Source organism: Streptomyces sp. NPDC048479, from assembly GCF_040651435.1.
In the GTDB taxonomy this organism is placed as follows: Bacteria; Actinomycetota; Actinomycetes; order Streptomycetales; family Streptomycetaceae; genus Streptomyces.
The window spans coordinates 367220-380959 of the sequence record NZ_JBEZKA010000002.1; the positions used below are offsets into that span (position 1 = coordinate 367220).

16 protein-coding genes are annotated in these 13740 nt (G+C 68.3%); 11 read left to right on the top strand and 5 right to left on the bottom strand.

Translation table 11 applies throughout. The annotated features are described in order from the left end of the window. Position 1: 1 nt before the first annotated feature. Together AB0D12_RS04525 and AB0D12_RS04530 are read left to right on the top strand one after the other, a co-directional pair. Entirely contained in the window at positions 2 to 1450 is a 1449-nt protein-coding gene (locus AB0D12_RS04525; protein WP_362676993.1) for a hypothetical protein, read from the top strand. A gap of 3 nt (positions 1451 to 1453) precedes the next feature. Beyond that, the gene (locus AB0D12_RS04530; RefSeq protein ID WP_362676995.1) at positions 1454 to 2026 is read left to right on the top strand and encodes a hypothetical protein; all 573 of its coding nucleotides are present in this window, start codon (positions 1454 to 1456) and stop codon (positions 2024 to 2026) included. 132 nt (positions 2027 to 2158) lie between these two features. Here AB0D12_RS04530 and AB0D12_RS04535 read toward each other — a convergent pair whose 3' ends face one another. Continuing rightward, positions 2159 to 2308 carry a hypothetical protein gene (locus AB0D12_RS04535; protein ID WP_362676997.1) on the bottom strand — a complete coding sequence of 50 codons (150 nt, stop codon included), beginning with the start codon at positions 2306 to 2308 and terminating at the stop codon, positions 2159 to 2161. Between the two features lie 376 nt (positions 2309 to 2684). Here AB0D12_RS04535 and AB0D12_RS04540 point away from each other — a divergent pair, with 376 nt between their 5' ends. After that, positions 2685 to 3512: a CAP domain-containing protein gene (locus tag AB0D12_RS04540; protein ID WP_362676999.1), complete on the top strand. Its 828-nt coding sequence runs from the start codon at positions 2685 to 2687 to the stop codon at positions 3510 to 3512. 6 nt (positions 3513 to 3518) lie between these two features. Here AB0D12_RS04540 and AB0D12_RS04545 read toward each other — a convergent pair whose 3' ends face one another. Genes AB0D12_RS04545 through AB0D12_RS04555 form a run of 3 tightly spaced genes read right to left on the bottom strand, consistent with a single transcriptional unit; the run spans position 3519 to position 5901 of the window. Then, the gene (locus tag AB0D12_RS04545) at positions 3519 to 4823 is read right to left on the bottom strand and encodes a HAMP domain-containing sensor histidine kinase (RefSeq protein WP_362677001.1); all 1305 of its coding nucleotides are present in this window, start codon (positions 4821 to 4823) and stop codon (positions 3519 to 3521) included. Continuing rightward, positions 4820 to 5509, bottom strand: a complete 690-nt coding sequence (locus AB0D12_RS04550; protein WP_362677003.1) for a response regulator transcription factor — start codon at positions 5507 to 5509, stop codon at positions 4820 to 4822. Before AB0D12_RS04550 ends, AB0D12_RS04545 begins: the two co-directional genes overlap by 4 nt. A 53-nt stretch (positions 5510 to 5562) precedes the next feature. Next, positions 5563 to 5901: a hypothetical protein gene (locus AB0D12_RS04555; RefSeq protein WP_362677005.1), complete on the bottom strand. Its 339-nt coding sequence runs from the start codon at positions 5899 to 5901 to the stop codon at positions 5563 to 5565. Here AB0D12_RS04555 and AB0D12_RS04560 point away from each other — a divergent pair. Next, positions 5891 to 6112 (top strand): hypothetical protein, encoded by a 222-nt coding sequence (locus AB0D12_RS04560; RefSeq protein ID WP_362677007.1) that lies wholly within the window; start codon positions 5891 to 5893, stop codon positions 6110 to 6112. The genes AB0D12_RS04555 and AB0D12_RS04560 overlap by 11 nt on opposite strands. Positions 6113 to 6205: 93 nt before the next feature. Here the strand turns inward: AB0D12_RS04560 and AB0D12_RS04565 are convergent, their stop codons facing one another. After that, positions 6206 to 6790: an XRE family transcriptional regulator gene (locus AB0D12_RS04565; RefSeq protein WP_362677009.1), complete on the bottom strand. Its 585-nt coding sequence runs from the start codon at positions 6788 to 6790 to the stop codon at positions 6206 to 6208. 77 nt (positions 6791 to 6867) lie between these two features. Here AB0D12_RS04565 and AB0D12_RS04570 point away from each other — a divergent pair, with 77 nt between their 5' ends. From AB0D12_RS04570 to AB0D12_RS04600, 7 genes are all read left to right on the top strand, one after another. Beyond that, a complete protein-coding gene (locus AB0D12_RS04570) occupies positions 6868 to 7782 on the top strand; it encodes a class I SAM-dependent methyltransferase (RefSeq protein ID WP_362677011.1) in 915 nt (304 codons plus the stop codon). Positions 7783 to 8066: 284 nt separating this feature from the next. Next, positions 8067 to 9515, top strand: coding sequence for an MFS transporter (locus AB0D12_RS04575; protein WP_362677013.1), 1449 nt, complete (start codon positions 8067 to 8069; stop codon positions 9513 to 9515). Between the two features lie 68 nt (positions 9516 to 9583). Then, positions 9584 to 10219, top strand: a complete 636-nt coding sequence (locus AB0D12_RS04580) for a TIGR03086 family metal-binding protein (RefSeq protein ID WP_362677015.1) — start codon at positions 9584 to 9586, stop codon at positions 10217 to 10219. Positions 10220 to 10408: 189 nt separating this feature from the next. Further along, positions 10409 to 11008 (top strand): exonuclease domain-containing protein, encoded by a 600-nt coding sequence (locus AB0D12_RS04585; RefSeq protein WP_362677017.1) that lies wholly within the window; start codon positions 10409 to 10411, stop codon positions 11006 to 11008. Between the two features lie 20 nt (positions 11009 to 11028). Continuing rightward, the gene (locus tag AB0D12_RS04590; RefSeq protein WP_362677019.1) at positions 11029 to 11835 is read left to right on the top strand and encodes a chitosanase; all 807 of its coding nucleotides are present in this window, start codon (positions 11029 to 11031) and stop codon (positions 11833 to 11835) included. A gap of 4 nt (positions 11836 to 11839) precedes the next feature. Continuing rightward, positions 11840 to 12277: a MarR family winged helix-turn-helix transcriptional regulator gene (locus AB0D12_RS04595; protein ID WP_362677021.1), complete on the top strand. Its 438-nt coding sequence runs from the start codon at positions 11840 to 11842 to the stop codon at positions 12275 to 12277. 165 nt (positions 12278 to 12442) lie between these two features. Then, entirely contained in the window at positions 12443 to 13552 is a 1110-nt protein-coding gene (locus tag AB0D12_RS04600) for a catalase family protein (RefSeq protein WP_362677023.1), read from the top strand. Positions 13553 to 13740: the final 188 nt, after the last annotated feature.

The following is a 13740-nucleotide window of genomic DNA, read 5'->3' on the forward strand; positions in this document are numbered from 1 at the left end:
GGTGGGGGCATTCTCGTACACGGATCTTCTTGAGGTAAATCTCGGGAAGCTCAACTCGGCGGTCGCTGACTGGAAGGCCATGGTCAGCAGCCTCGAGAAGGTCAGATCGGAGGTCTACAGCGGCCTGGTGCAGAAATCCGACGGCGCGCAGTGGGCGGGCATCAACGCAACGGTAACCAAAGAATTCGTCCGTATGACGGCGAAGGAGTTCCTGGATCTGCACCAGGAGGCCAAGAGCATCTGGAGCGTCCTGGATGACGCACACAGCGAACTGACGCACATTCAGAAGCAGGCCAAGGACCTGGCCGCGGATGCCGCGAAGGAGGACCCAGGTCTCATCGTGACCGACGGCGGCAACGGCACGGTGAAGGTAATGGAAGCGATGTGCACAGCCGAGGGGACCAACCAGCGCACCAAGGACCTGATGCAGTGGTATGCGGACACCCTCACCGGGCTGGTCTCGCACGCGGCAGAGATCGACGCAGCTACCACGCGAGCCTTGAGGAAGAGCCACGGCGGTGACCCCCATAACGCCGGCCACGCTACGTACACCTCGCTGGACGAGGACATGATTCCGCGGGCCCTCAAGCTCGCTTCTCTCGGGGACGACGCGAATGCGGAGCAGCGGGCGGAAGTGGCGCGGATGTGGACTTCCCTGAGCCCGCAGGCGCGCGCCGAGCTGTGGAGTACACACAAGGACGACCTGATCTCGGCTGGAGTCATGTCCCCCACAGTCAAGCGGATCGCTCCGGACGCCGGCTCGGGTCGGCACGGCAGGGAGGACGCCGAATACGGCGATTTCCTGACCCAGGAGAAGGTCAGGGCGCTCTCCCATGGCGCCGACGCGTGGGGCTACAACGACGCGGCGCGTCATATGGCTCACTACATAGGCAACTCCGGTGACCCTATGGATCTGCCGGTCGACAAGATGATGCACGATGACGATGGGCTCCAGAAACACGTCAAGGGCAGCATCGGGCTGAAGCAGGACGAGTGGCGTGCGCAGGCGCTGGAGGAGTTCAAGCGGAACGGAGGCAAGCCGGTCGCCATGCCTGTGGAGACCGGGAATCGCGACTACAGCTTCTCGAAAGACACCCAGCCGAACTGGTACTACGCGGTTGGATCCACCAGGACGAATGTCACCGGCGTGGTCACGGTCACGCCCGGGGCGGACGGTGAGCCCAAGGTGGGTCTCGACTACCAGGTCAACGCATGGGATCGCTACAACTGGGACGAGAACAAGGGTGTGACCATCGGGCCCATGGAGATCCCCGACGGAGAAATGGGGCGACTCCACGCCACCGGGCTGGCTCAAGAATTCGACATGGAAGGCAGTAGCTCCGTCAAGCATTACGATCTGGAACCGAACCCGGGTCCGCTTCCGGCGCCGGATGAGCCAGGCCGCGATGGAGGGCGCACGGATCCCGGCCGGGAACGAGCCAAGCGTTGAGCCATGGGCTGCACAACAACTCAAAGCGAGGAAATCGTGCGTCGCTATCTCATTTCTCTAGGAGCAGTTGTCGCGGCCATTGTGGCGACGGTCGTGGCAGTTACGTCGACCGGCGACAACTCCTCATCCAAGGAGGGCCGGAAGAGAGCGGACTGCTGCTGGAAAGATGACGTCACTCCTGCGAGTATTAGCAAAAAAATAGGAATCAGAATCCCCGCGGGCGCCTCGGACCTGCGGGCCGGGCTGAAGAGCAGTGACATGTACGACACCGCGATCCTGGCTTTCGTCGTGCCGGACAAAGCGGCGGATGACTATCTGTCGCGCATGGTCCAAAAGGGGGAGAAAATGATTCCTAATACTCAGCCCACGCCTGCCGAACAAGCCTCGGATGCACCCTTCACTCATCTCGGCGTGCCCGAGCCGAAATCACTCGAAAAAGATCTACTGCTGTGGGGAGGCTGCCCGGAAACCTTGGAGTCTCCTGAGAGTGAGCACCTCAACAACTGTATCGATCTTTATGCGCACAAATTCAAGCGGGGCAGCACACGAATTTACGTCAGGTCCGCCTTCGAGTAATGAGCGAGGCCATCCACGCCCGGCACTCACCAGCGGGGGCACGCCCCCGTGTCCCGTCACGGTGGTGTCGGCGCCGGTCAGGTCATCACCGCGCCCGCCGCTCTGACGGGGCCTCGCGAACTGCACCATGAATTACGTCCCTTCGGTGCCCGCGAAAATGTGCGCGATGAGATCCGGGGACAGCCGGTCCTCGCGCTCACGCGCCCGCATGGCCCCTGGAGATCGGGCCGAACGCCCGCCGAGTTGATCCGCCGCGGCCGTGGCGAGCGCGTCCTCGGCCACCCGCACCTTGTCCTGGACGGGCGTGCAGACGCCGATGTGGCTGCGCGAGACCGTGGGGGACGGTGGGGCCTGGGTGCCCCCGCCGTCCCACTGAGCATGGAAGGACCGGGTCGCCTCGGCGTGTCCGAGCGGCCGGCGACACCGAACTCGACCCGCACCAGAGGGCGCTCGGCGCCGGGGAGCCCGGCCACAGATCCGGGCCTAGCCGAACGGAGTCTTAGGGCTTTCTTAGGGCTTCTTGAAGAAGACCTGGCCGGACGCCTTCTCGCGCCGAATCGGGCCTACGCTCTCGTCAACCCCCCACAATCCCGGCGGGCGCGGTCGCGCCTGCCGGGGTTTCCCTGCTTGATTCGACTCCTCCCGAGGTGCCGTACGCATGAGTTCCCGCCGAGCCGCTCGACCCCAGCCCCGCTCCCACGCCCGCCCCAAGGGCGGGCTCCGAGCGCGCAATGTCGTCCTGGCAGTGGGTGCACTCACCGTGACGGCCGGTGTCGCCGTCACTCTTGCCACCGGCGGTTCAGATCCGAGCGGCGGCACGGCGGATCGGGTCACGACCAACGCTGCCGGGGATATACCCGGAGGCACTGATTCCGACCCCACCACCGACGGCGCCACTCCCCTTGCGCTGCCCTCAGCCAGCCCCAGCGTTTCCGCCTCCCCCACCCCGAGCGTGAAGGCCTCCGCCAAGCCCAAGCAGCCGGCGAAACCGGCCGCGTCACCGAAGGTGGAGGCGAAGAGCGGGAGCGGCACGAGTGGTTCGGGTGGCGTGGAGCGGCCGGCCGCGCGGTCCGGCAGCTCCGGCGGCTCGGGCGGGTCCTCGAACGGCGCCGAGGCCCAGGTCCTCGCTCTCGTCAACAAGGAGCGCGCGTCGGCCGGTTGCTCGCCGTTGACGTCGAACGCAAAGCTGGTCAAGGCCGCGGACGACTACAGCGATGTCATGGCCGGCAGTGGTGTGATGTCCCACACCGGCCCCGACGGTTCCACCATGTCCGGCCGGGTGGACGCCGCCGGATATGTCTGGTCCACGCTGGGCGAGAACATAGCTCGGGGCCAGTCCGACGCGGCAGCGGTCATGGACGCATGGATGCACAGCCCCGGCCACCGCGCCAACATACTGAACTGCTCCTTCAAGGAGATAGGCGTCGGCGTGCACTTCGGCGACGGCGGTCCGTGGTGGACGCAGGACTTCGGGGCGGGCCGCTAAGTTCCGTCAGCGGTCGGCGCCCGCCAGCCCGAACGCCACCTGCACCCGCGCCCCGCCCATGGGAGCGCGGGTGATCTGCATCTCTCCGTCGGCGGCGCGGGCGGCACGGGCCACGATGTCCAGGCCGAGGCCGGTGGAGCCGCCGACGCTGACTCCGCGGGTGAGTGCGGCGTCCGGATCGGCGACGCCGGGACCCGCGTCGTCCACCGTGACAAGCACATGCCGGTCGGTGCGCTCCACTCGTACGGCGAAGGCCGTGCCCTGCGGGGTGTGCCGAAAGACGTTGCCGATCAGGGCGTCGACGACGGCTGCGAGATCGTCCTCCGGGAACCGGACGGGTGTCGGCCGCGGCGTGAAGGAGCGTTCGCAGGGCCGGTCCTGCTGGGTGGCGAGCACCGACCAGAAGTCGAGCCGGATCGCGACCACTTCGTTCACGTCGCACGGCCTCGCCGGCACTGCCCCGGTGGCCGGTCCGGCGGCCAGGGGAGTACGGGCCGCGGTGATGATCGAGTCGAGTGCACTCTCCAGCTGCGCGACCGCTTCCGTGACCCGCCGGGCGCCCGGTGAACTGCCCATCAGGTCCGCTTCCAGATACAGGGCGGTCAGCGGTGTCCTGAGCCGGTGCGAGAGGTCTGCGACCATCTCCCGTTCGATGGCGAGGAGTTCCACCACCCGGTCGGCCATGGTGTTGAACGCGACGCCGGCCTCCTTCAGTTCCGGTGGCCCGTCGGGTTCCACCCGTACGTCCAGGTCCCCCGACCCCAGTGCCAGCGAGGCGCTCGACAGGCTCCGGGAGGAGCGGACCACGCGGGCGCCCAGCCGGTCGGCAACCAGTACGGAGCCACCCACAAGGCCCAGCGCGAGCAGCGACATGACGCCCCACGAGGCCCACACGCCCCGGGTCAGATCCGCACCCGGCACATAGGCCTCGACGACCGCGACGCGATCCTTGGCGAGGACGACCGGCTGGAGATAGACCCACCCCTGAGCGGTGTCCAGAGCCAGCGTCTCCCGGTGGGCGACCGCACGCTGCAGAGCCTCCGGCGGTGCGTGCAACGTGCCGACGAGCCCTCCGTCGGGAAGCCGTACGGCGAGCCGGTCGTCCGAGCCCAGCCCCGAGACCGCCTGCTGGACATCGGCGGGCCGGGTGGTCAGGGCGAGGACCGGCGAGAGAGCGGCGGCACGCTGTTCGGCGGCGGTGGTCACCCGGTCCCGCGCCTGTTCGCGCACGAGCAGGGCGAGCGGGATGAGGAAGGACAGCGCGACCATCAGCGTCGCGGACAGGGCGATCCCCGCGAGGGCACGTCTCATGAGGAGGTGACCAGTTTGATCCCGATACCGCGCACCGTGTGCAGATAGCGGGGATCCGAGGGTCTTTCACCCAATTTCCTGCGCAGCGCCGAGAGATGGACATCAACCGTCTGGTCCTCCAGATACGGCTGCTGCCACACCTCGGCGAGTATGCGTTTGCGGGATATGACCTGGTCGGCGTTTGCCGCGAGGTAGGCGAGCAGGTCGAACTCCCGCCGGGTCAGCGACAGCTCACGGTCGGCGAGATGCGCGGTGCGGGCCAGCGGGTCGATCCTGAGGTCCGCAACCTGCAGCACCGACTGTCGGCCCCGTTCGTCCGGGGCCGGGACGGACCGCCGCAGTACCGCGGCGAGCCGGGCGGCGAGCTGGCCGCCCGAAAAGGGCTTGACCATGTAGTCGTCGGCTCCGGCGTTGAGCAGCTTGATGATCTCCGTGTCGTCGTCCCGGGCCGTGGCGACCAGTACAGGCAGCCGTGAGATGCCCCGGATCATGCGGAGCACGTCGAGGCCGTCCAGATCGGGCAGCCCCAGGTCGAGCACCACGATGTCGGGCGGGGACTGGGTGATCTCGCGCAGCGCCTCGAAACCCTGGTGCGCGGTCTTCACCGCGTAGCCGTGCGCGGTGAGCACCTCGATCAGCGCGGCCCGGATCACAGGGTCGTCCTCGACGACAAGTACGGAGGCCATGAGCAGGCACGTTAGCGGGTCCGCCACTATGGTGTCGTGTCCCGGTATCTGCGCTACCTGCTCATCTGGCTGTCGTGCACGGCGGCCAGTGTCACGGCCGTCATCATCACGGTCCACTTCGTGGTGGGATCGACCAGACCGACCGCGCCGGTCGCGCAGTCCGCGCCAACGGACTTCGCCGCCTCGGCGACACCGCGCCCCAGCCTCTCCCCGGGCCCCACGCCCGCACGGAGCAGCTCTGCGCCCGCCCCGGCGCCGTCCAGGAAGACCGAGAAGCCTCGTAAGGCATCGCCGACTCCCGTGGCGCGGAAGACCCTTCGCCCACCGGACGAGCCGTCCGGGACGAACCAGGTGCAGGGTTGCGAGGAAGGGGGCTCGGGTGTGCACACCATTTCGTCCCAGGGCGGGACGGTCACCGTGCGCTACGGAAGTGGCGGGGTGTGCCTCATCTCGGCGGTGCCGAACCAGGGCTTCACGGCGAGCACCACACAGAGCGCGCCCGACACCCTGACAGTGACCTTCGCGGGCGACCGGCATCGCTCGGAGATCACGGCGACAACAGTGCCCGTGGACCGGGCGAGTGTGCGGGAAACATCTTTCTAGTGCTCTGACCGGCGCCTCCCCGAACCTCGAACGCCTGCCCACATCAAGCCGGTCCGGACCGTGCCACCGCCGGCCCGGTGAACCCATGCACCGTCATACGCGGGGCTTCGCGCGGACGTGCATGCGCTCCCCCTGTCTCCCGAAGAGGCTGAGGATCTCGACGGGCCGCCCGTCCGCGCTGCTGAACCAGTGGGGCAGCCGGGTGTCGAACTCTGCGGCCTCGCCTGGGCCGAGGACCAGATCGTGCTCGGCGAGGACGATCCGTAGCCGGCCGTCCAGCACGTACAGCCACTCGTAGCCCTCATGCGTACGGAGATCCGGCTCGGCACCCCGGTCGGAGATGATCATCTTGTACGCCTGGAGGGGGCCCGGGCTCCGGGTCAGGGGTACGAACGTACCGCCGCTCCGCAAGGGGCGAGGTGTCAGCCGTACCCGGGGATCCCCCACTTCGGGGGCACCGACCAGGTCGTCCAGGGGCACGTCGTACGCACCGGCGAGCGGCAGCAGCAGTTCCAGGCTCGGGCGGCGCTGTCCGGACTCCAGCCGGGAAAGAGTGCTCTTCGAGATGCCGGTCACCTCGGAGAGCGCGGCCAGGGTGAGGCCGCGCTTGGCTCGCAGCCGTCTGAGCCGGGGGGCGACCTCGTCGAGGACCGCTTGGTAGGGCGATGGTTTGTCCATGCGGGCATTCCACCTCGCTGTCCCGGAATCGGCAACAAGAGTTGCCGTCGCCACCCGGCGGCTGCACGCTCCTCGGCATGAGCCCACACAACGATTCCGGACACGGACACCACCACACCGACATCGACTGGGAGGTCATGGCCACCCAACTGGAGAACAGCGGCGAACTGCAGCTCCCGGTCCTCCGCTGGACGGCGGCCCGTCTGAGGGAACTGCTCGCCCCGGAGAAGGAGGTCCGGCGCATCCTCGACATCGGCAGCGGGCCGGGCGTGATGACCTGCGTGTTCGCTGAGGCCTTCCCGGACGCCGAGGCGGTCGCCGTGGACGGGACGCCCGGGCTGCTGGACCGCGCCCTGGCTCGCGCCGAGCGGCTCGGCCTCGGCGGCAGGGTGGCCGTCCGGCACGCGGAGCTGCCCGAGGGCCTGGACGGCGGTGACGAGCACGGGGAAGGCGGCCTCGGCACGGCGGATCTGGTCTGGAGCAGCAAGGCCGTGCACCACCTCGGCGATCAGCAGGGGGCGTTGAACGCGCTCGCCGGTGTGCTGAGGCCGGGCGGCTTGCTCGCCGTAGCGGAGGGCGGCCTGCCCATGCGCTTCCTCCCACGCGACATCGGCATCGGCAGGCCGGGCCTCCAGGCCCGGCTCGACGCCGCCCTGGAGCACTGGTTCGAGATCATGCGCGCCGAGCTGCCCGGCAGCACCACCGTGGTCGAGGACTGGCCCGCGATGCTCAGCCGCGCCGGGCTCACCCGCGTCGGCAGCTTCACATCCCTCCTCGACCTGCCGGCGCCTCTGAGCGAGATGGCCCGCGCCTTCCTGCACACCCAGCTGACCCGGCTTCAGGAGACGATGAGCGATTCCCTGGACGTGGAGGACCGCAAGACACTCGACGTGCTGCTCGATCCCCGGGCACCGGAGGGCATCCTGCGACGGCCCGACGCCTTCCTTCTCTCCGCCACCACGGTCTTCACGGGCGTGCGCCCGGCTCGGTGACCGTGCCGGACACGGGGGGGCGGCGGCGCCCGGGCCGGAACGGGCCTGCGCACGCAGAGGGTCGGGCGCAATGAACCCGCTGGGGAAGGCGATGGCGTCCGGCGGGTCCTCGGAGTCGGTCGTGACCACTGCCCGGCACACCCGCATCCGGGAAACCGGTCGGACTCCTCCGGTCATCCCCTCAGCCTTGGGCCACAGCGTTCACCACCTGCCGGCAACGTCCGGCTGCCCTGCCCGCCGTCACCTGACGACCGGGCTTCGGGAGTCAACAGAGAGCGGAGTTCATGTTGAAGCCAATCAGTGCAGGACAGGATGAGGCAGCAGCCAGAAGTGCGGAGCGGACGCCTTCGGTTCGGTGGGCGCTCGCCGGCCTTTCGCTGTCCATGTTGCTGTCCTCGCTCGGCACCAGCATCGCCAATGTTGGCCTGCCGACGTTGGCACAGGCGTTCACCGCTTCCTTCCAGGAAGTCCAGTGGATCGTCCTCGCTTATCTCCTCGCCATCACCACCCTGATCGTCAGCGTCGGACGGCTCGGTGACATCATCGGCCGCCGACGGCTGCTACTGGCCGGAATCCTGCTGTTCACGGTGGCCTCGGTCCTGTGCGGCGTCGCGCCCACGCTCTGGCTGCTGATTGCCGCCCGGGCGGCGCAGGGCCTCGGAGCGGCCATCATGATGGCCCTCACCATGGCGTTTGTTGGTGAGACGGTTCCGAAGGCAAAGACCGGTAGCGCCATGGGGCTGCTCGGAACGATGTCCGCGATGGGCACCGCTCTCGGTCCATCGCTCGGCGGCGTTCTGATCTCCGGACTCAGTTGGCGGGCAATCTTCCTCGTCAACGCACCGCTGGGCATCCTGGCTTTTCTTCTCGCGCACCGCTACCTGCCCGTTGACCGGCGGGAGTCCAGGACCGATCGGGCCCGCTTCGACCATGTGGGCACACTGCTGCTTGCTCTGACGCTCGCGGCCTATGCGCTCGCCATGACAATGGGGCACGGCAGTTTCGGTTCGCTCAACATGGCTCTGCTGTTGACAGCTGCCTTCGGAGTCGGCCTCTTCCTGCGCGCCGAGGCGAGAGCGGCATCACCCTTGATCCGACTGGCGATGTTCCGCGATCCAGGGCTGAGTGCGAGCCTCGCCATGAGCGCGCTCGTCTCGACGGTGATGATGGCTACGCTGGTGGTCGGGCCGTTCTATCTCTCTCGAACGCTCGGGCTCGATGAGGCTCTTGTTGGACTCGTCTTGTCGGTCGGTCCGCTTGTCACTGCGCTGACCGGTGTGCCGGCCGGTCGCATTGCGGACCGTTTTGGCGTACGACGCATGACCATCATCGGGCTCATCGGAATAGCGGCCGGTTCCTTCATTCTGTCCATGACGTCGGCGACGCTCGGCATCTTCGGCTACCTCGCCCCCATCGTGGTCATCACCGTCGGCTACGGGGTGTTCCAGACGGCCAACAACACCGCCGTCATGACAGATATCCGCCCGGATCAGCGGGGCGTCACTTCCGGCATGCTCAACCTGTCGCGCAATCTCGGGCTCATCACCGGCGCATCGGTCATGGGAGCCGTGTTCGCGCTCGCGTCGGCGTCGACCGACGTCACAACGGCGCGTCCCGAGGCGGTTGCCACCGGTATGCGGATCACGTTCGCAGTCGCGGCGATTCTGATCGTCGTCGCGCTCACCATTGCGGTGGGAAGCCGTGCCCTCTCGCGACACATTTCGAGCGGATGATGGTAGACGCGGAGCAGCAAGGCGGCCGCCGGCCCCACCCGGCCACGAATGACTCGGTCGAAGGAGCGATGACTTTCGACGGGCCGACACGTCTGCACTGTATGGACACCACTTCACAGACCTCCTCCCCCGACCTGCACCCCGCCGCCCGCGCCGTGGCTCAGCTGATCGACGGCGTCGACGACGCCCGGCTCGATGACCCGACCCCTTGTCCCCAGTACGCCGTACGGGAGCTGCTGGGCCACCTCGTCGGGTTGTCCACCGCCTTCCGGGACGCCGCACGGAAAGACTTCGGGCCGTCGACGAACACCGACCCCGGGTCCGTCCTGCCCGTCCTCGACGACAACTGGCGCACCGTCCTTCCCCAGCGACTGGACGAGCTGGCGGAATCCTGGACGGCGCCGACGGCGTGGGACGGCGACACCCAGGCGGGTGGCATCACCTTCCCGGCCGCGATCGCCGGGCGGGTCGCCCTGAACGAACTCGTCATCCACGGCTGGGACCTGGCTCGTGCGACCGGGCAGGAGTACGCCCCCGGGGAGGCAAGCCTGGAGGTGTCGTACGGCGTGCTGAAGCCGGCGGCCGACGCCCCGGGCCGGGGCGGGCTGTTCGGCCCCGTCGTGGAGGTGCCCGAGAACGCGCCGCTGCTCGACCGGGTTGTCGGGTTCAGCGGCCGCCGCCCCGACTGGCAGCCGGGGGACTGACCGCCCGTGGGGCGCAGGAGGCGTCCGCCGCCTCAGGCGCACGCCGCGCCGGACGGCAGCGGACGCGGCACCGGACACCAGACACCGGACCGACCGGAGTCGACCGGGCGTTGGAGCCGGACCGGGTGTGAGCAGTCCGCACCCAATATCCGGATGTGCCGGGAGCAGCGCCGATGCGATGCTCCCGGCATGGCACGTCACGTAAAGCCCAGCCTCTATATCTCCGTCGACATCGAGGCCGACGGCCCGATCCCCGGCCCGTACTCGATGATCAGCTTCGGCGCGGCAGTGGCCGGCCGCCAGGACGCCGCGAGCTATACGCCGACCGACCCCGAGGCGCACACCTTCTACCGCGAACTGCGGCCCATCAGCCAAGACTTCGTACCCGAGGCCCTCGCGGTCAGCGGGCTCGACCGGGACCGGCTGGTCGCAGAGGGCAGTGAACCGGCTGCCGCAATGGCCGAGTTCAGCGCCTGGGTGCGCGAGGTGAGCAGCACGGTGGGCGAGGGCGCGCAGCCGGTGATGTGCGGCTACCCGGCTTCGTACGACTGGACCTTCCTGTACTGGTATCTGATGCGCTTCACCGGGGTGAGCCCCTTCGGGCACTCCGGATGTCTGGACATGAAGACGTTGTACGCGACCAAGGCGCGGCTCCCCCTGCGCGCCGTCGCCAAGGGCACCATGCCGCGCGGACTGCTCTCCAAGCGGCGACACACCCACCACGCTCTGGACGACGCGATCGAGCAGGCGGAGCTGTTCAGTAACCTCATGGCGTGGCCGGGGCGCTGACCCCGGGAGGGGGAAACGTCATGAAGTCCTTGTTCAGAGCGCTGCTCGCGCTGGTGCTGCTGATGCTTGCCCGGTGCGCGGGGTCCGATGAGAAGCCCGCCGCCGCCGGGCTGGACGATCCGGCGAAGAAGGAGATCGCGATGCGGCTCGTCTCCAGCGCCGAGAACTCCTCGCTGGACTGGAAGGCGCAGTACAAGTACATCGAGGACATCGGCGACGGCCGCGGCTACACCGCCGGCATCATCGGCTTCTGTTCCGGCACCGGCGACATGCTCGCGGTCGTCGAGCGCTATACGAAGGCGCGGCCCGGCAATGCACTGGCGCCGTTCCTGCCCGCGCTCCGGGCGGTCCGTGGCACCGAGTCGCACGAGGGCCTCGGCCGTCCGTTCACCGACGCGTGGGCGCGCGCCGCCTTCTCCGACCCGGCTCTCCGGGCCGCGCAGGAAGCGGAGCGGGACCGGGCGTACTTCACGCCCTCGGTGCGGCAGGCCGAGCGGGACGGTCTTGGCGCGCTTGGGCAGTTCATCTATTTCGACGCGTATGTGATGCACGGGTCGGGCGACACGAAGGGGTCGGTCGGCTTCCGCACGCTGCGGGAGAAGGCCCTGCGCACCGCGAAGCCGCCGGCGCGGGGCGGCGACGAGAAGGCGTATCTGAACGCGTTTCTGGACGCGCGCGTGGAGGCGATCCGGCAGGAGCCTTCACACACGGACACCAGCCGCATCGAGACGGCTCAGCGCGTCTTCGTACGGGAGGGCAGGCTCGGCCTGGAGCCGCCACTGCGCTGGAAGGTGTACGGCGACAGTTACCGCATCGACGCAGAATAGGGCCATGGGTGAGAACCGGACAGGCTCAACCGTGCTCGACGACCAGCTGTGCTTCGCGCTGTACTCCGCCTCCCGGGCGGTGACCGCGGCGTACCGGCCGGTGCTGGCGGAGCTGGAGCTCACCTATCCGCAGTATCTGGTGATGCTGGCCGTCTGGGAGCGCGGCGAGGTCCCGATGAAGGAGCTCGGCGCGGCACTCGGCCTCGACTACGGCACGCTGTCGCCGCTGCTGAAGCGGCTGGAGTCGGCCGGGCTGCTGCGGCGGGAGCGGCGGACGGACGACGAACGGCTGGTCATGGTGGCGGCGACGGAGCGGGGCGAGACACTGCGGGAGCCGGCCGAGCGGGTCCCGACGGCGATGGGCCTCAGGTACGGGCTGACCGCGGATGAGGCCGACCGGCTGCGGGACCAGCTGCGGCAGCTGGTCGACCGCCTGAGCTGAGCCCGGACAGAAGACCGGCCGACCAGAAGCACGACCAGAAGCAACCAAAAGCAAACCAGAAACCGCGGCGATTCGACGTGGCGACCGTCACAACCGGTTACATCGTGCACAACTTAATTGCAGGCTATCTTTCTCGTAGAACACGCGACAGAGGAGAGGCCCGCCATGGATTTCGTCAGGTACGAGACGTACACCCCCGTCGAGCGACCCACCTACCAGCAGGAGCTGGACGAGGTCGTCAGCAACGTCGCCCGGCGCACCCGGAAGTCCGTCGAGCGGCAGGGCGTGAGCCGCGCGGTCAGGACGGCGCACGGCAAGACGTACGGGCTGGTGAAGGCCACCGTCACGGTGGGTGAGCTGCCGGGGCCTTACGCCCAGGGGATCTTCGCCGAGCCCGGTACGTACGACGCCGTCGTCCGCTACTCCAACGGGCTCGGACATCTGCGGGCCGACTCGCTGCTCGGTGCGGCCTGCGGCATGGGAATCAAAATGTTCGGGGTGCCCGGCGACTCGCTGCTCACCGATGAGGCCGAGGCGACGACCTTCGACCTCAACCTGATCAACAACCGGGTCTTCTTCGCCAATACGGCGTACGACTACATGGTCATCGAGGAGCTGTTCGGCGAGCTGCCGGACGCGCTGGTGAACCCGGCTCGGCGGAAGTCATGGATGGGCGAATTCCTCACCAGGCGGGGGACCTTGGAGTCCTCGGACGAGTGGCTGTGGGACGAGCTGTTCGCGATGTTGTCCTTCACGCAGGTGCCGCGGCAGAACCTCCTCTCGTACACGTACAACAGCATGGGCGCCTTCCGGCACGGCGACCACATCGCGAAAGTGCGGACCGTTCCCGTCTCGCCCGTCACGCATCTCACCGTCGATGTGCGGGCGGACGGCGAGGCGTTCCGCAACACGCTGGTGGCGGAGGCCGGTGAGCGCGACCACGAGTTCGAGCTGCAGGTGCAGCTCAACACCGATCTGACGCGGATGCCGGTGGACAACACCTCGGTGGAGTGGCCCGAGCAGCTCTCGCCGTGGGTGACCGTCGCCCGGATCGCGATCCCGCAGCAGGACATCGGCGGCGAGGAGAATCTGACCGCCGCGGACGGTACGTCGATCACCCCCTGGCGCACACGCGAGGACCACCGGCCGATCGGTGAGATCCAGCGGGTGCGCGAGGAGGTCTACCGGCGCTCCTCGATCGAGCGGCACCGCATCAACGGGCAGCCCCGCGTGGAGCCGGCGAGCAGCGCGGAGCTACTGAACCCGGGCAACTGAACCCGGGCAACCGAACCCGGGCAACCGAACCCGGACAACCGAACCCGGGCAACTGAACCCGGGCAACTGAGACGCAGGTCGGTGCGGCGGGCCCCAACTCCCGCACGCAGAAGGGTTGTACGCCGCTTCCGCACTCTGATAGGAAAGCTTCCTAACAGAACACGGAACGACGAACTCCCTATGGAGGC

Bases quoted from the DNA above. Each gene is read 5' to 3' on its own strand.
- AB0D12_RS04530 (WP_362676995.1), top strand. From the start codon at position 1,454: ATGGGCTGCACAACAACTCAAAGCGAGGAAATCGTGCGTCGCTATCTC.
- AB0D12_RS04540 (WP_362676999.1), top strand. From the start codon at position 2,685: ATGAGTTCCCGCCGAGCCGCTCGACCCCAGCCCCGCTCCCACGCCCGC.
- AB0D12_RS04545 (WP_362677001.1), bottom strand. From the start codon at position 4,823: ATGAGACGTGCCCTCGCGGGGATCGCCCTGTCCGCGACGCTGATGGTC.
- AB0D12_RS04550 (WP_362677003.1), bottom strand. From the start codon at position 5,509: ATGGCCTCCGTACTTGTCGTCGAGGACGACCCTGTGATCCGGGCCGCG.
- AB0D12_RS04555 (WP_362677005.1), bottom strand. From the start codon at position 5,901: ATGGTGTGCACACCCGAGCCCCCTTCCTCGCAACCCTGCACCTGGTTC.
- AB0D12_RS04565 (WP_362677009.1), bottom strand. From the start codon at position 6,790: ATGGACAAACCATCGCCCTACCAAGCGGTCCTCGACGAGGTCGCCCCC.
- AB0D12_RS04570 (WP_362677011.1), top strand. From the start codon at position 6,868: ATGAGCCCACACAACGATTCCGGACACGGACACCACCACACCGACATC.
- AB0D12_RS04575 (WP_362677013.1), top strand. From the start codon at position 8,067: ATGTTGAAGCCAATCAGTGCAGGACAGGATGAGGCAGCAGCCAGAAGT.
- AB0D12_RS04580 (WP_362677015.1), top strand. From the start codon at position 9,584: ATGACTTTCGACGGGCCGACACGTCTGCACTGTATGGACACCACTTCA.
- AB0D12_RS04585 (WP_362677017.1), top strand. From the start codon at position 10,409: ATGGCACGTCACGTAAAGCCCAGCCTCTATATCTCCGTCGACATCGAG.
- AB0D12_RS04590 (WP_362677019.1), top strand. From the start codon at position 11,029: ATGAAGTCCTTGTTCAGAGCGCTGCTCGCGCTGGTGCTGCTGATGCTT.
- AB0D12_RS04595 (WP_362677021.1), top strand. From the start codon at position 11,840: ATGGGTGAGAACCGGACAGGCTCAACCGTGCTCGACGACCAGCTGTGC.
- AB0D12_RS04600 (WP_362677023.1), top strand. From the start codon at position 12,443: ATGGATTTCGTCAGGTACGAGACGTACACCCCCGTCGAGCGACCCACC.